At 42.3% G+C, this 24,256-nt stretch carries 23 protein-coding genes; 18 read left to right on the plus strand and 5 right to left on the minus strand.

Annotated features, from left to right (window positions below):
• Window positions 1–66: 66 nt before the first annotated feature.
• Entirely contained in the window at window positions 67–1,011 is a 945-nt protein-coding gene (locus tag C7S20_RS12785; protein WP_107012833.1) for an NAD-dependent epimerase/dehydratase family protein, read from the minus strand.
• A 225-nt stretch (window positions 1,012–1,236) separates the two neighbouring features.
• On the opposite strand from C7S20_RS12785, the gene C7S20_RS12790 reads away from it, so the two are divergent.
• The 9 genes from C7S20_RS12790 to C7S20_RS12830 all read left to right on the plus strand — a co-directional run bounded on the left by C7S20_RS12790 (window position 1,237) and on the right by C7S20_RS12830 (window position 9,938).
• Window positions 1,237–1,869 carry a Crp/Fnr family transcriptional regulator gene (locus C7S20_RS12790; protein ID WP_107012834.1) on the plus strand — a complete coding sequence of 211 codons (633 nt, stop codon included), beginning with the start codon at window positions 1,237–1,239 and terminating at the stop codon, window positions 1,867–1,869.
• Between the two features lie 69 nt (window positions 1,870–1,938).
• A complete protein-coding gene (locus C7S20_RS12795; RefSeq protein ID WP_107012835.1) occupies window positions 1,939–2,742 on the plus strand; it encodes a sulfite exporter TauE/SafE family protein in 804 nt (267 codons plus the stop codon).
• A 436-nt stretch (window positions 2,743–3,178) separates the two neighbouring features.
• The gene (locus C7S20_RS12800; RefSeq protein ID WP_107014232.1) at window positions 3,179–4,480 is read left to right on the plus strand and encodes a cytochrome ubiquinol oxidase subunit I; all 1,302 of its coding nucleotides are present in this window, start codon (window positions 3,179–3,181) and stop codon (window positions 4,478–4,480) included.
• A 2-nt stretch (window positions 4,481–4,482) separates the two neighbouring features.
• Window positions 4,483–5,514 carry a cytochrome d ubiquinol oxidase subunit II gene (locus C7S20_RS12805; protein WP_107012836.1) on the plus strand — a complete coding sequence of 344 codons (1,032 nt, stop codon included), beginning with the start codon at window positions 4,483–4,485 and terminating at the stop codon, window positions 5,512–5,514.
• Window positions 5,515–5,517: 3 nt separating this feature from the next.
• Window positions 5,518–6,552, plus strand: a complete 1,035-nt coding sequence (locus C7S20_RS12810) for an MBL fold metallo-hydrolase (protein WP_107012837.1) — start codon at window positions 5,518–5,520, stop codon at window positions 6,550–6,552.
• A gap of 102 nt (window positions 6,553–6,654) precedes the next feature.
• Window positions 6,655–7,269 (plus strand): class I SAM-dependent methyltransferase, encoded by a 615-nt coding sequence (locus C7S20_RS12815; RefSeq protein ID WP_107012838.1) that lies wholly within the window; start codon window positions 6,655–6,657, stop codon window positions 7,267–7,269.
• 25 nt (window positions 7,270–7,294) lie between these two features.
• Entirely contained in the window at window positions 7,295–8,695 is a 1,401-nt protein-coding gene (locus tag C7S20_RS12820) for a coniferyl aldehyde dehydrogenase (RefSeq protein WP_159039932.1), read from the plus strand.
• A 23-nt stretch (window positions 8,696–8,718) separates the two neighbouring features.
• The gene (locus tag C7S20_RS12825) at window positions 8,719–9,408 is read left to right on the plus strand and encodes a nitroreductase family protein (protein WP_107012840.1); all 690 of its coding nucleotides are present in this window, start codon (window positions 8,719–8,721) and stop codon (window positions 9,406–9,408) included.
• Window positions 9,409–9,524: 116 nt separating this feature from the next.
• Window positions 9,525–9,938, plus strand: coding sequence for a hypothetical protein (locus C7S20_RS12830; RefSeq protein ID WP_107012841.1), 414 nt, complete (start codon window positions 9,525–9,527; stop codon window positions 9,936–9,938).
• On the opposite strand, the gene C7S20_RS12835 is transcribed toward C7S20_RS12830, so the two are convergent.
• A complete protein-coding gene (locus C7S20_RS12835) occupies window positions 9,935–10,933 on the minus strand; it encodes an aldo/keto reductase (RefSeq protein WP_107012842.1) in 999 nt (332 codons plus the stop codon). The two genes, C7S20_RS12830 and C7S20_RS12835, sit on opposite strands and share 4 nt — an antisense overlap.
• Window positions 10,934–11,109: 176 nt before the next feature.
• Here C7S20_RS12835 and C7S20_RS12840 point away from each other — a divergent pair, with 176 nt between their 5' ends.
• Both C7S20_RS12840 and C7S20_RS12845 read left to right on the plus strand, forming a co-directional pair.
• Window positions 11,110–11,988, plus strand: a complete 879-nt coding sequence (locus C7S20_RS12840) for a sterol desaturase family protein (RefSeq protein WP_107014233.1) — start codon at window positions 11,110–11,112, stop codon at window positions 11,986–11,988.
• A gap of 27 nt (window positions 11,989–12,015) precedes the next feature.
• Window positions 12,016–13,353 carry an MBL fold metallo-hydrolase gene (locus C7S20_RS12845; RefSeq protein ID WP_107012843.1) on the plus strand — a complete coding sequence of 446 codons (1,338 nt, stop codon included), beginning with the start codon at window positions 12,016–12,018 and terminating at the stop codon, window positions 13,351–13,353.
• Window positions 13,354–13,558: 205 nt separating this feature from the next.
• On the opposite strand, the gene C7S20_RS12850 is transcribed toward C7S20_RS12845, so the two are convergent.
• Window positions 13,559–13,813 carry a hypothetical protein gene (locus C7S20_RS12850; RefSeq protein ID WP_159039933.1) on the minus strand — a complete coding sequence of 85 codons (255 nt, stop codon included), beginning with the start codon at window positions 13,811–13,813 and terminating at the stop codon, window positions 13,559–13,561.
• 59 nt (window positions 13,814–13,872) lie between these two features.
• Between C7S20_RS12850 and C7S20_RS12855 the strand changes: the two genes are divergently transcribed.
• The 4 genes from C7S20_RS12855 to C7S20_RS12870 all read left to right on the plus strand — a co-directional run bounded on the left by C7S20_RS12855 (window position 13,873) and on the right by C7S20_RS12870 (window position 18,562).
• Window positions 13,873–14,358, plus strand: coding sequence for an acyl-CoA carboxylase biotin carboxyl carrier protein subunit (locus C7S20_RS12855; protein WP_107012845.1), 486 nt, complete (start codon window positions 13,873–13,875; stop codon window positions 14,356–14,358).
• A gap of 43 nt (window positions 14,359–14,401) precedes the next feature.
• Entirely contained in the window at window positions 14,402–15,850 is a 1,449-nt protein-coding gene (gene accC / locus C7S20_RS12860) for an acetyl-CoA carboxylase biotin carboxylase subunit (RefSeq protein WP_107012846.1), read from the plus strand.
• A 24-nt stretch (window positions 15,851–15,874) separates the two neighbouring features.
• Window positions 15,875–17,416 carry an acyl-CoA carboxylase subunit beta gene (locus C7S20_RS12865; protein WP_107012847.1) on the plus strand — a complete coding sequence of 514 codons (1,542 nt, stop codon included), beginning with the start codon at window positions 15,875–15,877 and terminating at the stop codon, window positions 17,414–17,416.
• A gap of 243 nt (window positions 17,417–17,659) precedes the next feature.
• Window positions 17,660–18,562, plus strand: a complete 903-nt coding sequence (locus C7S20_RS12870) for an NAD(P)-dependent oxidoreductase (protein ID WP_227009008.1) — start codon at window positions 17,660–17,662, stop codon at window positions 18,560–18,562.
• An 8-nt stretch (window positions 18,563–18,570) separates the two neighbouring features.
• Here the strand turns inward: C7S20_RS12870 and C7S20_RS12875 are convergent, their stop codons facing one another.
• Both C7S20_RS12875 and C7S20_RS12880 read right to left on the minus strand, forming a co-directional pair.
• Complete coding sequence (locus C7S20_RS12875; protein WP_107012848.1) at window positions 18,571–18,927, minus strand: helix-turn-helix domain-containing protein; 357 nt, start codon at window positions 18,925–18,927, stop codon at window positions 18,571–18,573.
• Between the two features lies 1 nt (window position 18,928).
• Complete coding sequence (locus C7S20_RS12880) at window positions 18,929–19,222, minus strand: type II toxin-antitoxin system HigB family toxin (RefSeq protein WP_107012849.1); 294 nt, start codon at window positions 19,220–19,222, stop codon at window positions 18,929–18,931.
• Between the two features lie 151 nt (window positions 19,223–19,373).
• On the opposite strand from C7S20_RS12880, the gene dinB reads away from it, so the two are divergent.
• The 3 genes from dinB to C7S20_RS12895 all read left to right on the plus strand — a co-directional run bounded on the left by dinB (window position 19,374) and on the right by C7S20_RS12895 (window position 24,256).
• Window positions 19,374–20,594: a DNA polymerase IV gene (dinB, locus tag C7S20_RS12885; protein ID WP_107012850.1), complete on the plus strand. Its 1,221-nt coding sequence runs from the start codon at window positions 19,374–19,376 to the stop codon at window positions 20,592–20,594.
• A 2-nt stretch (window positions 20,595–20,596) separates the two neighbouring features.
• Window positions 20,597–23,572, plus strand: coding sequence for a DNA polymerase III subunit alpha (locus C7S20_RS12890; RefSeq protein WP_107012851.1), 2,976 nt, complete (start codon window positions 20,597–20,599; stop codon window positions 23,570–23,572).
• Between the two features lie 126 nt (window positions 23,573–23,698).
• Entirely contained in the window at window positions 23,699–24,256 is a 558-nt protein-coding gene (locus tag C7S20_RS12895) for a YeeE/YedE family protein (RefSeq protein WP_107014235.1), read from the plus strand.

Raw genomic sequence — 24,256 nt, forward strand, 5'->3', positions numbered from 1 at the left:
CATTTAAAAGCCGTGATCTCATTATGATTGATCTCGATTTCCTTGAATTTTGAAAATGAAAAAATCCTAAACCATCGCGCCGATTGAATAATCTTTCTCCACGATCTCTTTTATTCCCTGTTCATAGGGTGTAGGCTTGATATGGAAACGATCTTCGAATTTTTTACTGCTGAAAACATAATCCCTGTCATACTGGTACATCATTTCAAGCATTTCTTCCATAAGCGGATTAAAAATTCCCATCACCCTGATCACAAATTTGGGTGCGACCATATACCTCGGCTTTTTATCCATAGCTCTGGCGATCTTTTCAATCCACTCTTTTCCTGTAAAAGGATTGGGAGCCGTAGGCAAATGCCAGATTTCATTATAGGCATCGGGAGTATTCCCGAGTAGGGCAGTGGCTTTCCCCGCATCGGGGGTATAAGTAAAAGAATGCCTGTATTTTGTAGATCCCATCCAGTTGGCTTTTTTTCCTTCGCTAAGAGGTTTAAAAACGGTTTCGGTAAGTATGCTGCTTCCTTTAATTGACGGACCGTAAAAATCGGCTGATCTCACGATCATCGCCGTGATCAATCCATCATTAGCTTTGTCTTTCAGCATTTGCTCGATTTCTGCCCGAACTTTTCCCTTCTGGCTGCAGGGGTTTACCGGGGTTTCTTCCGTCATTCCGTTAAGGTGATCCTTATCATACATATACATATTATCGAAAAAGACCAGCTTACAGTTATGTTTGATGCAGGAAGTGATCACATTGCTCATAATGCGCGGCCAGCTTTTTTTCCAGGTCTGGAGACTATATGGCAAACCAACGCACAGGTAAACGATTTCTGAATTTTTAATGGCTTTATCAGTAGCTTGTGGATCTTCCAGGTCGGCTTCAAAAAGTTCGTCGGTTTCATTGACTTTTTCGGGATGCCTGCTCACCAGCCTGATATTGGTGGTATAGTTGACGAGTGCTTTGGCAAGCTCAGTGCCTATGGCCCCTCCAGAGCCGAGAATGGTTTGCATATCGCTGGTTTTGGTTGGCTGTTGGTTTCAGAAAAACTGATCATTAATATCTTATAGTAAAAATATCAAATTTCTGCCATTGTTGTACAACAACTACAAATTCATTCATTTTCTGTCGGAAAAAATCTTCTGAAACTGCTGTAAAGAGTTTTCAGATATTCCTACCAGCCCCGTGGGAGTTATTCTTGAAAATTCTTTCTAATTTTAATTCATCAAATTATTTATATGTACAAGGAACTTAAGGAAGCATACGGATTTTTATTTGAAGACGAATTGCTCCAGGAAATTGCCGGTAGCGGTAGCCTGCGCAGAGCCCGTGCGGGAGAGAAGATCATAGAAATAGGCAGTTATGTAAAAAGTATCCCCTTGCTTATTAGCGGCGCCATTAAAATTTTGCGCGAAGATAAGAACGGCGATGAACTCTTGTTGTATTTTATTGAAAGGGGCGACACCTGTGCCATGACCCTCGCCTGCTGCCTGGGCGATACTAAAAGTGAGATCAGGGCAGTGGCCGAAACCGATACGGTTTTTGTCATGATTCCTATTGAAAAAATGGAAGAATGGGTGGCTAAATATAAAAGCTGGCGAAATTTTGTCTTTGAATCCTACCATTCCCGGCTTAGCGAAATGCTGGATACCATAGATACGATCGCTTTTATGAATATGGATGAAAGGCTAATGAGGTACCTGCAGGATCGTGCAAAGATCAATGGCGATCCCGCAATCCAGAGTACGCACCAGCAAATTGCCTATGATCTCCACACGAGCAGGGTAGTGATCTCAAGGCTTCTGAAAAAACTCGAGATGCAGGGTAAGATCTCCCTGCAACGAAACCAGATCTTGGTTAAAGATCTTTAAAACTATGTAACCCATGTTACTGCAATGGCCTTTTTCAAAAAGTATTTTTGTGCCGTTTAAAATTAGTGGATGGATATAATGCAAATTTTAGGATATGTTGGTGCGCTTATGATCGGTTTGGTGTTGGGATTGATTGGCGGCGGCGGTTCTATTTTAACCGTACCCGTGCTGGTATATCTTTTAGCTGTTAATCCGGTTACTGCTACGGCATATTCGCTTTTTGTGGTCGGTTCGTCGGCCCTGGTAGGCGCGGGGAAAAACCTTCAGAAAGGGCAGGTGGGCCTCAAAACTGCGCTTGCTTTCGCTATACCGGCGGTAATTGCTGTTTTCAGCACCCGTAAATTTATCGTTCCGGCTATTCCTGAAAAAATCATTCGTATTTCAGGTTTTACCTTGACCAAAGACATAGGCATCATGTTATTTTTCGCGGTGCTTATGATAATGGCTTCTTTTTCAATGATACTTGATAAGAAAAAGATCACTGAAAAAGCGCAAAAACCCTCTGAAAGAAATTACTGGTTACTGGCCCCGTTAGGCATTTTAACTGGTCTGGTAACCGGACTTGTAGGTGCCGGTGGCGGGTTCATAATAATTCCCATTTTAGTACTACTGGCCGGCCTTCCCATGAAAAAAGCGGTTGGAACTTCCTTGCTTATTATCGCCATAAATTCACTGCTTGGCTTTTTAGGCGACCTGGGTCATATGGATATTAACTGGGTATTTCTACTGATTTTTACGGCCCTTGCCATAGCCGGGATCTTTTTAGGAGTTTATCTGAACAGGTTCTTTAACGGGCAAAAACTGAAAAAGGCCTTCGGATGGTTTGTGCTGGTGATGGGTATTTATATTATATGGACCGAAATATCAGGTTAAAAAACAGTGAAAATAAGCTTCTTCTGCTAAAATTGTAGTAAATTGAAGATGCCGGCGATATCCCCCCCTGCCGGATTAATTTCTAAATATATATCTATAAAAATTGCCGGGTTAGTGAGACTTTGATGATGATCTGGAAAGGGAAAACAAAGCATTTGCGGTGAAATGATCCTTTTTAAGTTATCATCTCCTAAATTCAAAGGGTTAAATGATTCTTAGAATGGTTAAAAATCTCACTGCCCGGTTTTTTTATTCCAATACGCTGTTTCATATTTTTCTTTTTTTTAGTTGCTTCGGAAAGAAGGGGCAAGCGTTAAATATTCAGTAAAACGGGGAAATATGAAGTGTTTAGCAAGGCAACCCATTCGATTTTCCGTAAATTTATGAGCCGAAAAATTCATCATCAATTTTTGATGAACTGAAAAATGCTATGGGAATGGAAAACATAGACTATGCAAGGCTCCAAATGGCTTTTACCCTGGGCTTTCATATTATTTTCGCTTGTATAGGCATGGTCATGCCTTTTTTTATGATCGTTTCTCACTACAAATGGCTGAAAACCCGAAAGCCGGTTCATCTACAACTTACCAAAGCCTGGCAAAAAGGAGTGGCCATTTTTTTCGTCACCGGGGCGGTATCGGGAACAGCGCTTTCTTTTGAACTTGGATTGCTTTGGCCTGAATTTATGAAGCATGCCGGCCCGGTGATCGGGATGCCTTTTTCCCTTGAGGGCGCCGCCTTCTTTGTGGAAGCCATTGCACTTGGATTTTATCTCTATGGCTGGAATAAACTTCCCGAAAAATTTCACTGGTTTACGGGCGTGATCATTGGTATTTCCGGAGTGCTTTCCGGGATTCTGGTGGTCTCGGCAAATGCGTGGATGAATGCGCCATCAGGTTTCGACGTGGTGAATGGTGAATTTACCAATATCGATCCGGTGGCAGCCTTTTTTAATGCAGCCTGGTTTACGCAGGCCCTGCACATGACCCTCGCAGCTTTTGTCGCTACGGGTTTTGCGGTGGCCGGAATTCACGCCTTTCAGATCCGGCGGAATAAGAAACCGGAACTTCATAAGGAGGCTTTTCGTATTTCTATTTTCTTTGGCGCGGTCGCTGCAATCCTTCAGCCTTTAAGCGGGGACCTTTCTGCCAAAGATGTTGCCGAGCGGCAGCCGGTGAAACTGGCGGCCATGGAAGCGCATTATGAAACCGAAAAGGGCGCTCCTCTATATATCGGTGGAATTGTGGATGAAGAGGAAAAATCTGTTTCTCATAAAATTGAAATTCCGGGAGCATTATCCTTCCTGGCTTTTGGCGATTTTGATGCTGAAGTTAAGGGACTGAATGCTTTTCCGGAAGATGAACTGCCGCCGGTGAGCATCGTGCACTACGCTTTTCAGACCATGGTGGGAATCGGAACGCTTTTAATGCTGTCGGGAATTCTGTTTCTTATCAGTCTGAAGAAAAAGAGCTGGCGCGATGATCGTTGGTTTTGGTGGCTCTTTGCCATATTGAGTCCCCTGGGATTCCTAGCCCTGGAAGCAGGCTGGACAGTGACTGAAGTAGGTCGCCAGCCCTGGATCATTTACGAGGTGATGCGAACTTCTGAAGCCGTTACCCCTATGCCGGGACTTCAATACAGTTTCTACCTCTACGTGCTTGTTTACCTGAGTCTGGCGATTACCGTCACCTGGCTCATGAAACGCCAAATTAAAGTGCTCAATAATTCAATTGGTTGATCATGTTGTATGTAGTCTTATTTTTTACATTTTTCTCACTGTTCCTGTACGTTTTATTGGGAGGAGCCGACTTTGGCGCGGGAATCGTCGAGTTGTTTTCTTCTCCCGAAAACCGAAAGCTTAACCGCGAGACTATTTACAAGGTGATGGGGCCTATTTGGGAAGCCAATCATATCTGGCTGATCATCCTGATCGTGATCCTGTGGATAGCTTTTCCAATGTATTTTAATATTATCATTACCTATCTGCATATACCCATTACGCTCATTTTACTCGGAATTACCATGCGCGGAGTCGCTTTTATTTTCAGGCATTACGATGCGGTGGTAGATGAATCCCAAATCTGGTATAATCGCATGTTTCGTATTTCCAGTCTTATTACTCCTGTTTTCCTCGGAATGTCTTTTGGGGCTCTGGTAAGCGGAAGGATCATTGTTTCTCCCGGTCCGCAACATGGATTTGCAGAGATCTTCATGCTACCCTGGCTGAATATTTTCACTTTGCTAACCGGTTTTTTCTATGCCGCGCTTTGTGCTTTTCTTGCAGCTACTTTGCTGATTGGAGAAACCGAAGGCGAGGCACGAAAAATTTATAGCCGAAAATCGGCCATCGCCACCATCGTTCTGGTGATCCTCGGCGGACTGGTGCTTCTTTATGGTTTTCTAACCGATATGGCCTTCGTAAAAGATTTTGTAGAAAATCCATTTTCCGTAGCCGCGATCCTGCTATCGGCTGTTCTGCTCATTCCTTTATGGAGAGCTATCAGGAAAGAACGCCGGGTGCTGGCAAGGATTCTCGCAGGCTCGCAGATACTTCTCGTGATCTTCGCCGCGGTAAACACGCATTTCCCAAGCCTTATCATCAGTGCCGAAGGCGATGTGAATATGCTTCAGGGCATAGCACCCGAAGCTTCGATAAATATTCTTGGAATAACGCTTATTGTTGGCGGTGCAATTATTTTACCCGGCCTTTTCCATTTAATGAAGTCTTTTAATATGATAAAATTTTCCATAAAAGAAGAATCAAAAAATTAAATTATGCTCAAGAGATTTGGAAAGCTGCCTTCCGGCGAAAGACAGGCGAGAATTCAAAAAACAACCCTTTACCGTGACGGGGAATTTAAAAATTTAGAGGAAACAAGTATAAATCCTGATGGCGTAAGTATGGTAAAAATGCTGAGGATGATGAAAAACCGTCCTTCCAGCGTTAGACCTTCCGAAGAATTACCGCACCAAAAAACAAATCTCTCGGCAATTGAATCGGGAAAGCCCGCGGTGGTATGGTTTGGCCATTCTTCCTATTTTATCAAAACGAAAAACTTGAATATTCTCGTAGATCCGGTTTTCAGCGGATTTGCTTCTCCTTTTTCTTTCTTCGGAAAGGCTTTTGACGGAGCCGATGAATATAATCCCGATGATATGCCGGAGATCGATCTGCTCATCCTTACCCATGATCATTACGATCACCTCGATTATCAAACGATCGTTGAACTCAAACCGAAGGTGAAGAAAGTGGTCACTTCTTTAGGTGTAGGCTCACATCTTGAATTTTGGGGTTACCGCCCGGAAATAATTACTGAAATCGTCTGGTGGCAATCTGCTGAAATAGCAACAGATGTAAAGATTACCGCCACACCTTCGAGACATTTTTCGGGCAGGGGATTAACTCGTTTTAAAACGCTCTGGTCTTCTTTTGTTCTGGAAGTAGATGGTTTCAAAATTTATCTTGGAGGGGATTCGGGTTATTCAAGAGCATTTAAAGAAATTGGTGAAAAATTTGAAAATTTTGACCTTGCGTTGCTGGAATGCGGTCAGTATAATGAATACTGGCCTCAAATACATATGATGCCGGAACAGACCGCCCAGGTGGCAAGGGATCTTAACGCAAAGATTCTAATGCCGGTCCATTGGGGGAAATTCGTGCTGTCAGCGCATCCCTGGGATGAACCGGTAAGAAGAGTGACCAGTGCATGCTCAAAAATGGGACAAAAGTATGTTATTCCAAAAATTGGAGAGATGTATCGCCTTAATGAAAAGTTTACACAATATACCTGGTGGGAAGAAATTAAATAATTTTTTCTTATTATAATTCTTAAATTTTACCGGTTCACGAATTCACTTATGCAGTTATAAAATCATTTAATTAAAGACTGCTGAACTTTCAAATATTTTGAAATGGAAGATTTAAAAACACATTGGGAAAAGATATATTCTTCAAAGAATTTTGAGGAAACCAGCTGGTATCAGGAAAAACCGGAAACCTCGCTCAATCTTATCGAAACCCTGAATTTATCACATGACGCTCCCGTAATCGATATTGGGGGTGGAGACAGCCATCTTTGCGACCATTTGCTGAAGCTTGGTTATTCTGATTTGAGTGTGCTGGATATTTCTAAAAAAGCCATTGAAAGGGCGAAGAAAAGACTGGGGAAGAAAGCGGATGAAGTTAGCTGGATCGTAAGTGATGTCACAGATTTTAAGCAGGAAGATAAATTTGAATTATGGCATGACCGCGCGGCTTTCCATTTTCTGAATGAACCTGAAAAGATCAACAAGTATTTCGAAAATTTAAAAGCTTCCCTGAAAAGCGGCGGATTTGTGATTCTGGGGACCTTCTCTGATGAAGGACCAGAAAAGTGCAGCGGGATCAATGTTCACCGATATTCCGAAGCTGAAATGAGCGCGCTTTTCGAAAAGGATTTTGATAAGATCAGTTTTCAGAAGCTTAACCATACAACTCCCTGGGGTGCCGAACAGAATTTCAGTTTTGGGGTTTTCAGAAAAAAATAATTTATTCAATAAAAATTGCTTAAAAATGGACAGAAGCGAACTCCTTCAACTTCTTAATAAACAGAAAGCGGCTTTTCGGAAGGATCCGCCTTCTTTTGAGAAGCGTATGGAAAGCCTTAAAAACCTTTCTGATATTGTGAAGGAAAATAAATCGCTTCTGATAAGGGCTATCAATAAGGATTTTGGCGGCAGGGCAGAGGAGGAAACCCGGTTACTGGAAATCCTTCCGCTTCAGGATCAGATAAGGCACAGCATGCGTCACCTTAAGAACTGGATGAAACCCAGGAGCGTCAAATCTTCATGGTTTTTGATTCCGGCAAAAGCCTTTTACCAATACCAGCCGCTGGGATCGGTAGGAATCATGGGCGCCTGGAATTACCAGATTCTGCTCACTCTGGGACCTTTAATCGATGCCATCGCCGCAGGAAACCACGCGATCATAAAACCTTCTGAAATGGCTCCGGCTTCGGCTGAGGTGATTCGAAAAATGATCAATTCAGCATTTCCTGAAGAATACATCCACTGCGTTACGGGTGATGCCGAAATGGCAAAAGGTTTTTCTTCCCTGCCTTTTGATCATCTTTTCTTTACAGGCTCCTCGAATATCGGAAAGAAGATAATGGCGGCCGCGGCGCCCAACCTTACCCCGGTAACCCTGGAACTGGGAGGGAAATCACCGGCTGTGATCCATCCTTCCTATCCGCTAAAAGTTGCCCTGCAGAGAATTATTAATGGCAAGCTCTTCAATGGCGGACAAACCTGTGTCGCTCCAGATTATATTATCGCTCCAGATAGTTTGAATGATGAGATTGAAAATACCGCCAAAAGTATCGTGAATACCTTGTATCCCGATTTAAAAAAAGAGGGTAAGTTCACTTCGATAATCAATGAAAAACATTTCCAAAGGCTTAAATCTTTACTTGAAGACGCGAAAAATAAAGGCGCGAGAATAGTAGAAATTTCAGGGAATGATGAGCATAAACTCCTGACGCCTAAACTTCTTTTCAATGTAAACGATGAGATGAAGGTCATGCAGGAAGAGATCTTTGGTCCCATTTTACCGGTGCTTAATCTTGAAACTGTAGAGGAGGCTATTAATTACATCAACGATCATCACAAGCCCCTTGCGCTTTATTATTTCGACAATAATTCTAAACGAATAAAACATCTGCTTAAATTTACCCAATCTGGCGGAGTGACTGTAAATGATACCATTTATCACCTGGCGCAACATCGATTGCCTTTTGGAGGAGTGGGTAATAGCGGCATGGGTCACTACCATGGTTTTGATGGTTTCAAGACCTTCTCCAAAAAAAGAGCGGTGATGGAGCAGGGGCGCCTGGCAGCTTCCGACTTTCTGCAACCTCCCTATACAGGCTTTAAACAAAAGCTGCTTGGCTGGGTGGAAAAGTTTTCAAAAGTGTAGTTTTACAATTCAATCTTGTAGTAATGTCTTCTGATAAAAAAATCATCAACGGTTTTGAACATATTCGCTATCGGCAGGAGCGTTTTTCCGATAAGGAAATGATCCTGAAAAGTCGGCACTTTTATGAAAAGATGAATGAGCGCCGATCGGTCAGGCACTTTTCTGATGAAAAAGTACCGGTAGAGGTGATAAAGAATCTCATCAAAACAGCGGGAACAGCGCCTTCAGGAGCTCATAAACAGCCCTGGAAATTTTGCGCCATTTCAAATAATAAATTGAAAGCCAAGATCAGGGAAGCCGCCGAAATTGAAGAAATAACAAACTACGCCACGAGAATGAGCGAGCGCTGGCTGGAAGATCTGGCGCCATTGGGCACCGACAGCAATAAGGAGTTCCTGGAAACTGCTCCATGGTTAATTATAGTTTTTAAAGAAGTATTCGGGTTGGGCGAAAATGGTGAAAAAGAGACGAATTATTATGTGAATGAATCGGTAGGAATTGCCTGCGGAATGTTGATCTCGGCGATTCATAATGCCGGCCTGGTCACTTTAACGCACACTCCAAGCCCCATGAACTTTCTTTCGGAAATCCTGGAAAGGCCAAAGAACGAAAGAGCCTTCTTACTGCTTCCCGTAGGATATCCCGCAGAAGAGGTATATGTTCCTAATATTTTCAGAAAAGACCTGGGAGAAATAGCTGATTTTTATCTTTAAAAGAGGAAAAGGCACCTGTACCTGTAGGGCGATACGATGTGCCTTTCCTGCTAAAAATTGACAAAATTATATCATTAGAAATTAAGGGAGTGTAACTTATGTTACAAAGCTGAAGTATGGCGAAATTAATTGTTTATCGAAATTCAGAATGGGCTAATAAGAACCTGTCTTACTCACTATACCTTAATGACAAAAAACTTTCAGAAATTAAGGACCAGCAGGAAAAATCTTTTTCGCTGCCGGAAGGCGATTATTGTTTGAAAGCGAAAATGAGGTGGTGCGGAAGTCAGTCACTGGATTTTAAGCTTGAAAAAACAGAAGAAAAGAGAATTGAGGTCACCGGATTTGTATTTTCAGAATATTTTTTTCCCGCCGCTATTGGTTGCGTCTTGCTATTTTTGGGCTATAGGGTAATATACCAAAAGAGCAGCCTTTTTCTGGCCACTCTTATGATGGTTTTTTTCGGCTACCTGCTGTACTTTGTTAGCATTGGCAGAAAGCATTTTCTGCAGTTAAAAGAGCTGAATTAACCTGGAAGTTCAGCCCTTTCATCAATAAGTCCTTCATTTTTCAGCTCTTTCCAGAAATCAGATGAGATTTTCACATCAAAAGCCTTCGCGTTTTCCCTTACCTGTTCCGGTTTACTGGCTCCGGCAAGTACAGTATTCACCACTTTTGGCGCCTGGGAAAACTGAAGGGAAGCAGTGCTAAGTTCAACTTCATGTTTTTTAGCAATATCTCTGATTTTCTCAAATTTCTTTAGCTTATCTTCAGGCATTTCTCCACTGTAGTTGTAGCGATCTTTGCCAGACAGCAGTCCGGCGTTGAAAGGCGCCGCGGCAATAAGTCCCACATCGTGTTTCTCAATAACCGGGAACAGTTTCTCAATAGATTCTTTGTGATTGACCATGGAATACTGAATAGCCGAAAGAAAAATATCGGGATCGGCATCTGTTTCCTCCAGCGTTTTTACGATAGGTTCAATGGTATTCACACCAAGCCCCCAGCCTTTTATAATACCTTCTTCACGCATTTTGGTAAGTTCTGGCATAGCGCCTTTTCGGGCTACTTCAAAATGGTCCAGCCAGCTAACCCCATCTTTATATTCATCATTGTGATCTGGCGAAAGGTCGTGAATGAAAACATAATCAATACGTTCTATCCCTAATCGCTGCAGGCTGTCTTCAATAGATCTTCTCACCGCTTCTGCGCTGTAATCATATTCATAATCGAAGGCTGGCGGTTCTTTCCACATGGTTTTGGGAATATTGCCGGTCACTTTCAGGATTCTGCCTACTTTGGTACTGAGAATATAGTCGTCGCGGTTCTGGTTATGCAAAAAATGACCAAAACGACGTTCGCTTAGTCCCAGGCCGTACCATGGGGAAGTGTCGTAATACCTGATACCTCCTTCCCAGGCTGCTTCCAGCGTTTCTTCAGCTCTTTTATCGGTTACTACTTCAAAGCAATTACCAATGGCTACACCACCAATTCCTATTTTTTCTTTTAATACTTCTCTGCTCATAAGTCTTCGTTTTTCTTAATTTACCAAGAAAGGATTATAATCAGCAGGGGTTTAACGAACTCTAACAAATAGGTTTTTTGCATTAATATTATTTTTAGAAGCAGGTGAGGAATCTGTAACAAAAGTTACTGCCTTAACCGCGGTATATTTATATTTTTGCTATCGCAATTTTGAACGTGGAAAAATACCTACATATCATCATCGATTCGTTTACGGGATATTTCAATTATCTCTATAACGAAATAGTGCATCCCTCGTGGACCAGCTATTTTTACTGGCTAATTGCACTTTCGTTTATGGTATGGATGCTGGAGATTGTCAATCCCTGGAGAAGAAATCAGGAGATATTCAGAAAAGGCTTCTGGCTGGATTCTTTTTATATTCTCTTTAATTTCTTCCTTTTTTCGCTTATCGGCTATAACGCCCTGAGCAATGTGGGGGTTGAGCTTTTTAATGATTTTTTGTCGCTCTTTGGAATTACAAATATCGTTGCTATTAAGGTAGATTCTTTGCCGGTTTGGACGCAACTGCTCGTTATGTTTGTGATCGCCGATTTCATTCAGTGGAATGTTCACCGGCAGTTGCATCGCAGAGCCTGGTTGTGGGAATTCCATAAAGTTCATCACAGTGTGAAAGAAATGGGATTTGCCGCGCAGTTTCGCTTCCATTTTATGGAAACCATTATTTATAAATCGGTGCAGTACATCCCGCTGGCGATGATAGGTTTCGGAATAAAGGAATTTTTCGTGGTGCATATGTTTACCGTCCTGGTAGGGCATCTTAACCACGCCAATGTTGGCTGGAATTATGGTATTTTTGGGTATGTTTTCAATAATCCGAAAATGCATATCTGGCACCATTCAAAAGATTTCCCGGAAGAACATCCTTACGGAATGAATTTCGGATTAAGTTTAAGTATCTGGGATTATCTCTTCGGAACGGCTTATATTCCGAAGAACGGACAGAATATTGAACTTGGCTTTAAAGGCGACGATGATTTCCCCGAAGATTTTGGCAATCAGGTATTGTTTCCTTTCAGAAGAAAACGAGATTAAACAGAATTAACACAAAAAACATAACCAATGACTATAAAACAATTTAAAGATGCTCCGCTTGCCCATTATTCCTATGCGATTGTAAGTGAAGGAAAGATGGCGCTGGTAGATCCCTCGCGTAATCCCGTGCAATACTACAGGTATGCAGAAGAGCAAAACGCGAAGATCGTGGCGGTATTTGAAACGCATCCGCACGCCGATTTTGTAAGTAGCCATTTGCAGATACGTCAGGAAACAGGAGCGACCATATATGTGAGCAAACTATTAGGTGCCGATTATGAGCATCAGGCTTTTGATGAAGGACAGTTTACCGAAATGGGAAAAGTCCGCTTTAGCGCGCTCAATACTCCGGGCCATTCTCCCGACAGTATAACCATTGTCGCTAAAGACGGTGATGAAACGGCGCTCTTTACCGGAGACACGCTTTTCATCGGAAACGTGGGAAGACCCGATCTTCGTGAAAATGCAGGAAATATGCGTGCAAAAAGGGTGGAACTGGCCAAAGAGATGTACAACACCATGAAGACCAAGTTTAACGATCTTCCAGACGATGCGCTTGTTTATCCGGCTCACGGTGCCGGTTCGCTTTGCGGAAAAAACATGAGCGACGCTTCCTCGAGTACCCTTGGAAATGAACGTCAGGGAAACTGGGCCTTTAAAGAGCAAACCGAAGAAGAATTTGTGGAGGAAATCCTGAAAGATCAGCCTTTTATTCCATCTTATTTCGGTTTTAATGTGGATGTAAATAAAACAGGTCCCGAAAATGTTCAGAGAACAAAATGGGCAAATGATCTTTTGCTCAATGTGAACTCGGTTGAGAAGGATATACTCGTTGTAGATACCCGGGACGGAAAGGCATATAAAAAGGCTCATCTGCCTAATAGTATCAATATCATGGCACGAACTGAAGATGATAAATATGAGACCTGGCTGGGAGCGATCATTGAGCCGAAAGAACAGTTTTACCTGGTTGTGGAATCAATAGACAAACTGGAGGAAATTCTGGAGAGAACTGCCAAGATCGGGTATGAAAAACAGATAAAAGCCGTGATCACTTTAGGTGCTGAAGTTTCTGCAAAATCTGATCAGTTGGACGTTGAAGAATTCAAAAAGAATAAGGATGATTACACGATTGTTGACATTCGCAACAACAGTGAACTCGCCGAAGGTAAGATTTTCGATAGCGCGATTGGAATTCCACTGAATGAACTTCGCGACCGTGTCGACGAGGTTCCTGCAGACAAACCTATAGTGGTGCACTGCGCAGGTGGCTACCGTTCTTCAGCCGGTGCAAGTATTCTGGAGAACCATTGTAAGAATACGAAAGTGTATGACCTAGGTGAAGCTATAAAAGACTTTCAGTAATATTTTTAATATTTGATCTTAAGCCTGCCGGTTTCCTGGCAGGTTTTTTTATGATCGCCATTGCGATCCGCCGCAGGTGTAGAAGCAATCTCATATTCAATTTGAAAATGTGGCAATTCGGAAATTTGGAAATGATTTTTTTGAGAATCAAGAACCAGGCTTAATCAATTGAAGATTCAAAATTCAAAAATCCGTACTTCTAACTTCAAGAATCGTAATTCATTGCTCTAAGCTCCTGCCTCTTGTTTGTTGTTTCCTGGCTCTCGAATTCCAGTATTGTATTTCTAAATTCGTAAATCGTCAACAACATAATTGCATCTCCGCCTAAGGCGGAGAAGAAGCAATCTCCCGAATAAGAATATTTCAATTGTCTTTTGTAAAAATTAATTTTTATTGAAGTCTGAATTAAAATTGGCCTTAAAACCTGATAAATTCTCATATTTTCAGATTTCTTCAACATTTTAAACCTCTTTATTTTTCTATATTTACGCTTCAGCATTCAGAAATAAACAGAAGTTTATGGATAAAACTTACAAGGTCAGCGTAAATGGCCAATTTGACTTTACATTCACTAAAGAAGAAATCGAGGCGCTGGATGCCCGGCAACTCAATAAAACTCATTTTCATCTTCTTCAGAAAAATCGCTCTTTCAAAGCGGACATTTTCAAATCTGATTTTCTACACCGGCATTATGAGATCAAAATAAACTCCGGGATTTACCGGGTAAAGATCAATAATGAACTGGATCAGCTCATCGATGAGATGGGACTTTCTCTGGGAAGTGCGCAGCAGATCAACGATATCAAAGCGCCTATGCCGGGTCTGATTCTCGAGGTAAGCGTAGAGGAAGGCACTGAGGTGAAAGAAGGCGATTATTTACTGGTTCTCGAGGCCATGAAAATGGAAAATACACTTACCGCTCCAAGAGACGGAGTAGTGAAATCGGTTAGCGTTTCTAAAGGAGACACGGTTGATAAGAATCAGCTGCTCATAGAAATGGAATAAGCTGAAGTTAGAATTTAGAAGTACGAAGTCAGAAAAATATAAAATGAAGAAAATATTAGTTGCCAACCGCGGGGAGATTGCCTTAAGGGTGATGAAGACCATCAAGAAAATGGGAATCGCTACCGTGGCCGTTTTTTCAGAAGCCGATCGCAATGCACCACATGTAAAATTTGCCGATGAAGCGGTTTGTATTGGAAAAGCTCCCTCCAGTGAATCCTATTTGCGCGGAGAAAATATCGTCGAAGTGGCTAAAGAACTGAAGGTGGATGGCATTCATCCCGGCTACGGATTCCTTAGTGAAAATGCTGAATTCGCTGAATTGGTCGAGAAGAATGGAATCACATGGATAGGTCCGGGCTCAAATGCCATCAAGATTATGGGAAGCAAACTTGCCGCCAAAGACGCGGTAAAAAAATATGATATTCCGATGGTACCCGGTATCGATAAAGCGATTGCCGATACCGAAAAAGCGAAAGAAATAGCAAAGGAGATCGGCTTTCCAATTTTGATCAAAGCTTCTGCCGGAGGTGGTGGAAAGGGAATGCGTATCGTGGAAAAGGAAAAGGATCTCGACGACCAGATGAAACGTGCCATCAGCGAAGCTGAATCGGCTTTTGGCGATGGTTCTGTCTTTATCGAAAAATATGTGACTTCGCCAAGACATATCGAAATCCAGGTGTTATGCGATAAACATGGCAATTTTATGCATCTTTTCGAGCGGGAATGCAGTATTCAGCGAAGACATCAGAAAGTGGTGGAAGAGGCGCCTTCGGTAGTGCTTGACGAAAAGCTCCGTAAAGAAATGGGAGAAGCCGCGGTAAAAGTGGCTAAAGCCTGTGATTATGTGGGTGCGGGAACTGTAGAGTTTATTTTTGATCAGGACCGGAATTTTTATTTCCTGGAGATGAATACGCGACTTCAGGTGGAACATCCGGTCACCGAATACATTACGGGAATCGATCTCGTTGAAGAACAGATCAGGATCGCTCGTGGCGAAAAATTGAGCTTTTCTCAGGAGGATCTTAGTATTACCGGGCACGCTATGGAGCTTCGGGTGTATGCCGAAGATCCGCTTGAAGATTTTATGCCCAGTACCGGAAAACTGGAAAAATACCAGACGCCTTCCGGAAAGAATATCCGCCTTGATAACGGCTTTGAAGAAGGGATGGAAGTCCCGATCTATTATGATCCCATGCTCGCCAAGTTGATCACTTACGGGAAGACCCGTGAGGAAGCCATTGAGCTGATGATCGAAGCCATCGATGATTATATCGTGGAAGGGGTAAGTACGACTTTGCCTTTCGGAAAATTTGTATTTCAGCATGAAGCTTTTCGAAGTGGAAATTTCGACACCCATTTCGTGAAAAACTATTATTCTCCTGAAAAACTGCAAGAAGCCACCGAGCAGGAAGCAAGGCTCGCAGCCATTCTTGCATTGAAGCAATATTTGAAAGATAAGGAACAACTTCGCCTGCCGCATAACCAGGCTTAGGATTCAAATTCAGAACGACAAAAAATGAGCAAAAATCTCGATAAGTTAAAGGAAAAGATTGCCGAAGCCCACAAAGGCGGAGGCGAAAAACGCATTGCCAAACAGCACGAAAAGAAAAAGCTCACCGCCCGGGAGCGAATCGATTACCTGCTGGATGAAAATTCTTTTGAAGAAATAGGTATTCTGGTGACTCACCGTACCAGCGATTTTGGAATGGATAAGCAGAAATTCTACGGCGATGGTGTGGTAACAGGTTATGGAACCATCAATGGACGACTCGTATACGTTTTTGCCCAGGATTTTACCGTTTTCGGAGGATCGCTTTCTGAAACTCACGCCGAAAAGATCTGCAAGATCATGGACATGGCGGTAAAAGTGGGAGCACCGCTGATCGGTTTGAACGATTCCGGTGGCGCGCGAATCCAGGAGGGGGTGAAGTCCCTGGGCGGTTATGCCGATATTTTCCACAGAAATGTAAAAGCTTCGGGAGTGGTTCCGCAAATTTCAGCCATCATGGGTCCCTGCGCCGGTGGTGCCGTGTATTCTCCCGCGATGACCGATTTTACGCTGATGGTGGAAGATACTTCCTATATGTTTGTGACCGGCCCGAACGTGGTGAAAACGGTGACCAATGAAGAAGTTACGGCAGAAGAGCTTGGGGGAGCGAGCACGCATTCTACCAAATCGGGAGTGACTCATGTTACTGCTGCCAATGATATCGTTTGCCTGGAGAATATCAAACAGTTAATTTCTTATATGCCGCAGAGCAATAAACATGCTCCCGAAAAGCTTCCGTATGAACTCGGCGATGAGCATCGTGAGGTGCTGGAAAATATCGTTCCCGACAGTTCCAATAAACCTTACGATATGCACGAGGTGATAAAGGGAATTATCGACGAGGATTCTTTCTTTGAAATTCATAAGAATTACGCCGAGAATATCATCGTAGGTTTTGCCAGGTTAGGCGGGAGAAGTGTTGGGATTATCGCCAATCAGCCGATGAGCCTTGCAGGAGTGCTGGATGTGAGTTCTTCCAAAAAAGCGGCCCGGTTTACCCGTTTTTGTGATTGTTTCAATATCCCGTTGCTGGTATTGGTTGATGTGCCGGGATTCCTTCCGGGAACCGACCAGGAATGGAATGGAATTATCCTTCACGGCGCCAAGCTTCTGTATGCATTAAGCGAAGCCACCGTGCCGAAAGTGACGGTTATTACCCGGAAGGCTTATGGTGGCGCTTACGATGTGATGAATTCGAAACACATCGGCGCCGATTTTAATTTTGCCTGGCCAACAGCAGAGATCGCGGTAATGGGACCTAAGGGAGCTTCTGAAATCATTTTCAGAAAGGAGATCCAGGAGGCAGATGATCCCGAGAAAAAGCTAGCCGAAAAAGAAGCCGAATATGCCGAAAAATTCGCCACTCCTTTTGAAGCAGCCCAACGCGGATTCATCGATGAGGTGATCATGCCAGGAGATACACGAAGAAAACTGATCAAAGCCTTTAGTGCCCTCGAAACGAAATCGGTTTTAAGGCCAAACCGAAAGCATGGAAATATTCCCCTTTAGCTTTAAGCTCTAAGTTATAAGGGATAAGCTTTTTATAGTAAAGAGTTCAGATTTCCGTATTTCGTACTTCTAAATTCTTATTTTAATTGTCATTGCGATCCGCTTTAGGCGGAGAAGCAATCTCTATTTTAGTTTAGAGTTAGGAGGAGTTTATCTAAATTATTGCTCCATTTTTTCTACTAAATGACACACAGGCTGTGACTTTTCAATATGATTATTGATAATTGTTTATTGTTAATTGATATGATGAAATTCAACAAAATAGTCGTCATAGATCAAACCAAACTCAACGAAGAAGCTTTAAAAGAGCTTCAGGAATTGAGCGAGCAGGAGATTGGAGTATATTCCGATTATCCTGAAAAGAAAGAGGAAATCATCAAAAGGATCGGCGATGCCGATACCATTATTGTTTCCTGGCATACTCAAATAAATGAAGAGATCATCGATGCCTGTCCCAACCTGAAATATATCGGGATGGCCTGCAGTCTCTATGACGATGAATCGGTTAACGTGGCGGTGAATTATGCTCGCGAAAAGAATATTAAAGTAACAGGAATTTTTGATTATGGTGATCCCGGGGTGGCTGAGTTTATTATTTCTGAATTGATCCAATTGCTTAACGGGTATAAAGGAAAACAATGGAAAGAAGATCAGCATGAATTGACAGATCTGAAAATAGGCATTATCGGACTTGGAGTTACGGGTAAATTGCTTGCCGACTGTCTGCTGCCTTTTGGGGCTGATCTTTATTATTTCAGCCGTAGCCCCAAAAAGGATTATGAAGCGAAAGGTGTAAAATACCTGGAGCTTGGAGAACTTCTAAATACTGTTGAGGTTGTTTCTTTTCATCTTCCGAAAAATGTAAACCTTTTAACCGAAAAGGAGTTTTTCCAATTTGGAAATGGCAAGATCCTTATCAACACTTCACTGGGACTTCCCTTTGATGAAAAGGCCTTTCAAAAATGGATAAAGAAAGATGGTAATTTTGCCATTTTCGATGCCGATGGGAAAGCATCTCTTTCCAAAGACATACTTGATAATTCCAATATTATCACCTCCGATAAAAGTGCAGGCTGGTCTGCTCAGACGCAGCAAAGACGCTCTGCTAAAGTGGTAAAGAATGTGAAGGATTATCTGATGTCTTAGTTTTTACATTAATAATCCTGAATTAGAACTTCGGTTGGAATATGCAGTTTTGTATTAAGATTTCTTATCATATCTAAGGTAAGTTTTCTCTTTTTGCTTAATATTTCACTTACTCTGCTTTTGAATCCAAAAACTTCTTCTAAATCTTTTTGTTTCATTCCCATTTGCTCCATTCTGAATTTTATGGCCTCAATGGGATCTGGCATTTCTATTGGGAAATTTTCATTTTCATAATTGTCAATCAGGATAGATAAAATCTCTAACTCATCAGCTTCTTCTGTTCCTCTTTTAGCATCAAAGATTTCATCAAGACGATGAAGAGCATTTTGATAATCTTTTTCGGTTTTTATAGGTTTTATTTTCATCTCAAATGGTATTTGAATCTATTTTGTCATACTCTGGATGAGTTCCAATAAATCTTATCCAGCAAATTTTATACTCAAAGTTAAATTTTACAATTAGCCGATAATTATTTCCTTTGATATTAAAAACGATTCGGTTGTCCTGTAAAATGCTTGCACTGGGATAATCTTTCCTTAACTCATTTATATTTTCCCATTCCGTTTTTTCGGTTTCCCGGTACCAGGATTTTAATTGTTGCTCAGCGTCAGCATGTTTTATCCAAAAATCCCGTAAGGTTCGTTTTGCAATAATTCTCACTTTACGCTAATTTCAAACAAAAATAAGCAAAAGTTACCATATTGGTAATTTTACTAATATAACTCAATTTCATTTTTAACACTCGTCTTTTTAAAGGGATTCAAATTCTTTTTAAATTTGGAAAATATCCAATTAATAGGATTTATTCCGAATGAAAACAGAAAAATCGATTATTCATCTTGATCTGGATGCCTTCTTTGTATCGGTTGAAAGAAGGCTTGATTCCCGTCTTATGGAAAAACCCGTCATTGTAGGCGGGGTGGGCGATCGGGGAGTAGTAGCCGCATGCAGTTATGAAACCAGGCCTTTTGGAGTTCATTCGGGAATGGCTATGAAAGTCGCCCGCCAACTTTGTCCGCAGGCTATCGTGATCAAAGGGAATGCCGGTACTTACACCAAACATTCCCACGAGGTTACCGAAATCATCAAGAGTAAGGTTCCTTCTTTTGAAAAGGCAAGTGTGGATGAATTTTATGCCGATCTCACCGGGATGGATCGTTTTTTCGGTATCAATCAGTTTGCAAAAGAGTTAAGACAAACCATTATCAAAGAAAGCGGACTGCCTATTTCTTTCGGACTTTCCCAAAACAAGGTGGTTTCCAAGATCGCTACCGGTGAAGCCAAACCCAATGCCGAAAAAGTGATACAGGCGGGAACCGAAAGGCAGTTCCTGGCTCCGCTTAGCGTCAATAAAATTCCCATGATAGGGAATAAGACCTTTCAGAAGCTGCTGAATTTGGGTGTGCGAAAAGTGGAAACCATTCAGAATATGCCGGTGGAAATGCTGGAAAGCGTGCTGGGGAAAAACGGCCGACTTATATGGAAACGCGCGAATGGAATCGATTTTTCTCCTATTATTCCTTTCCATGAACGAAAATCAATTTCCACTGAAAGGACTTTTAACCGCGACACCATCGATATGGTTCGGCTGCATGCTACTTTGGTGGCAATGGCCGAAAGTCTTGCCTATCAGCTTCGAAGAGGAAATAAGCTTACCTCGAATGTGAGCGTGAAGATCAGGTATTCCGATTTCCAGACGCAGAGCAAACAGGCGAAAATTCCCTATACCAGTGCCGATCATATTCTTATTCCAAAGGTGGAAGAATTGTTCCGTCAGCTTTACACCCGCCGCTTGCTCATCAGGCTGATCGGTGTAAAATTCAGCGGACTCGTGGGCGGAAATTATCAGATCAATCTTTTCGACGATTCCGAAGAAATGCTGAGCCTCTACAATTCGCTGGACAAGATCAAAAACAGGTATGGCGAACATAGCGTGATGCGGGCGGTGAGCATGGGCGCGAAAACAATCGGGAGAATGGGAAATCCCTTTAACGGGGAACCACCGGTGGTTTTGGCGCATCGAAAACAGTAAAAATGTACCTCAATTGTCATACATACTATTCCCTTCGCTACGGCACTTTTTCTACGGAAGAGCTTTGCAGGCTTGCCCAAAAAATGGGGGTGAAACAGCTGGCGGTGACCGATATCAATAATACTTCGGCCTGCCTGGAATTTATTAAAATGGCTCCGGAATTTGATCTAAAAGCACTGGTGGGGATTGATTTCAGAAATGGCACAGAGCAGCAATACGGGGGAATTGCCAGAAACAATGAAGGGTATCGTGAGCTCAACGCGTATCTTTCTGAGCATCTCCATCAACAGAAGACTTTTCCTTCAGAAGCTCCAAAATTTGACAATTCTTTTATCATTTATCCGCTGGAAAAGGTGGTGGCTTCAAAAAAGACTCATTTTGAGGGCAATGAATTTATCGGAATTTCAATAAAAAGTCTGCGTAAACTGAAGTTTTCAGCTTATAAAGAATTCAGGGATAAACTGGTGCTGCTGCAAACGGTGAGTTTCAGAAACAAGAAAGATTACAACGCTCACCGGCTTTTACGGGCGATCGATAACAACATGATTTTGAGCAAACTTCCTGAGAGCGAACAGGGCGATTTTTCACATCAGATGTTGACTTTGGAAGAAATTGAAAAAGAATTTGAAGATTTTCAGCATATTGTGAAAAATACTCAAAAACTGATTGATGCCTGTGAAGTGAGTTTTGGTTTTGGCAGAAATCAGAACCGGAATTTGCTCGTTGCCGGCGAGAGTAAAGAAAAAGACGAAAAAAAACTGAAGGATCTCTGTTACCAGAATCTTCACAAAAGATATCCTGAAGCCGGGGAGAAGGTGCACGCCCGGCTTGAAAAGGAGCTGAATTCGATCATCAGCCTCGGTTTTGTCTCCTATTTTCTTATCAATCTTGATATCGTGAACTATGCCCGTTCACAAAATTATCCGTTTGTGGGGCGGGGAAGTGGCGCCAATTCTATGGTTGCCTATATTCTGGGGATTACCAATGTCGATCCCATTGAACTCGATCTTTATTTTGAACGTTTTATCAACCCCAATCGTAAATCGCCTCCCGATTTTGATATCGATTTTTCCTGGAAAGACCGCAATGATGTGACGCGGTATATTTTTGAAACCTATGAACATACCGCGTTGATGGGAACTTATGTGACTTTTAAACGACGGGCAGTGGCGCGGGAACTTGGAAAAGTATTCGGACTTCCCAAAGAAAATATCGATAAACTTTCAGACGGACATTTTCAATATAAAGACCTGGACCACCTCGAAAAACTGGTGCTGCGTTACAGCGGGTTAATTGAAGGATTTCCGAATTACCTCAGTGTTCATTCCGGCGGAATTTTAATTCTGAACGATTCGGTGTACAATTATGCGGGTACATTTTTGCCGCCTAAGGGTTTCAGAACAATTCAGATCGATATGAATATCGCCGAAGAAGTTGGCATTCATAAATTCGATATCCTTGCTCAGCGCGGACTCTCCAAGATCACCGATAGCATTGAGATCATAAGGCAAAATCAGCCGGAAGCCTATATAGAAGACATGGAAAATATTTCAATTTTTAAAAATGACCCGGAGATCAACAATCTGCTTAAAACCGGAGACTGTATGGGAGTTTTTTATGTGGAATCGCCTGCCATGCGAGGCTTGCTCACCAAACTTCAAACCAGCGATTATATGAACCTGGTGGCGGCAAGTTCGGTCATTCGGCCGGGAGTTTCCAGCGCAGGCATGAAAGAAGAATTTATCAAACGCCATCGCGACCCTGAACGCAGAAAACAGGCGCACCCGGTAATGTTCGAGATCATGCCCGATACCTATGGAGTGATGGTGTACCAGGAAGACGTGATGAAAGTGGCGCATTTCTTTGCCGGACTTAGTTTTGACGATGCCGATGTGTTACGACGCGGGATGAGTGGTAAAAAGACTTCTAAAGACCAGATGCAAAAGATCGAAGAAACCTTCAGGGAAAATTGCCAAAAAAAGGAGTATAAGGATGAGCTGATCTCGGAAGTCTGGGAGCAGATATCTTCTTTTGCCGGCTATGCCTTTCCGAAGGGACATTCGGCTTCTTATGCCGTGGAAAGTTACCAGAGTTTATACCTGAAAAAATATTTTCCGCTGGAATTTATGGTGGCCGCGCTCAATAACGGCGGCGGATTCTATTCCGTGGAAACCTATATCCAGGAAATTCGTCGTTGCGGCGGGATCGTGCACGCGCCCTGCATCAATAAAAGCGATCACCCCACGGTGATCTATGGCAGGGATGTGTATCTGGGTCTGGGGTATATCAAAGAGCTCGAAACCAAAACCATTCAGCAGATCCTTGAAAACCGACAGTTTTTTGGGGAATTTCGGTCTTTTGAAGATTTTATAGATCGTATTTCCATTTCCATTGAACAGCTAAGCTTACTGCTGAAAATCGATGCTTTCCGCTTTACCAAAATTGATAAATATACCCTGCTTTGGAAAGCCTATTTCAAGATCAGTAAAAATAAAAGAAATGACTGGCAGAAGGCTTTGTTCAAGCCAAAACAGCGGGATTTTGAACTTCCCGAATTTGAAGATTCCAAACTTACCGAAGCTTATGACCAAATGGAATTGCTGGGTTTCCCGCTGTGTAGCCATTTTAAATTATTAAAAAACCCGATGGAAGATTCTATTTATGCCTGTGATCTGAAGGAAAATGTTGGAAAGGAGATTCGCATTTACGGAAATCTCGTCAACGCGAGAAAAACTGGTACTTCTAACGGAAAATACATGTATTTTGGAACTTTTTACGATCAGAAAGGCGAAATTTTCGATATTGTGATATTTCCCGATGCCGCTGAAAAATATCCGCTTCACAATAAAGGGATTTATCTCTGTTATGGAACGGTGGTAGAAGAACTGGGCTATATATCCATCACTATTAAATGGATCTCCCGTCAGCATACCGCACCCGATCCCAGGCTGGTGGGAGCAAATTTTAAAGTATCTTAATATTCGACTTTATACCTTTGCATATTGTTGCATAATAAACGGCAATACTTAAATAGTTAAAAAGCAGCAGAAAATTGTGGAAAAGCTTTTCTGTTTTGCTTAATTGCACCTAAAAATTGATTGAAAATGGAAATAATTTTACAAACCTGGCCGTGGTACGTTTCAGGACCATTAATAGCTTTGATCATGTTTTTGCTCATTTTCATGGGTAAGAAATTTGGAATGTCTTCAAACCTACGAACCCTCTGTACCATGTGCGGTGCAAGTAAGAGCGCAGGTTATTTTAGCTACGACTGGCGTTCACAACGCTGGAACCTTATCGTGATCCTGGGAGCCGCGGTGGGCGGTTTTATTGCCATGAATTTTCTTTCGGCAGATCCTGCGGTGGAAATTAATCCGGAAACGGTTACCCACTTAAAGCAGCTTGGCTTCGAAAGTGCCGGTGCCGCATACCTGCCCGATGAACTTTATAGTATAAATGCTCTTGGAAATATCAAATCTTTGAGCCTTCTCATCATAGGCGGTTTTCTTATAGGTTTTGGTACGCGTTGGGCCGGTGGCTGTACTTCAGGGCACGCGATTTCAGGTCTTAGCAATCTGCAATTGCCCTCGCTGGTCGCGGTGATCGGATTTTTCATAGGTGGCCTGATCATGGTTCATTTATTATTTCCTTTAATTTTTTAG

The sequence above is a fragment of the Christiangramia fulva genome, from assembly GCF_003024155.1.
Taxonomy (GTDB): Bacteria; Bacteroidota; Bacteroidia; order Flavobacteriales; family Flavobacteriaceae; genus Christiangramia; species Christiangramia fulva.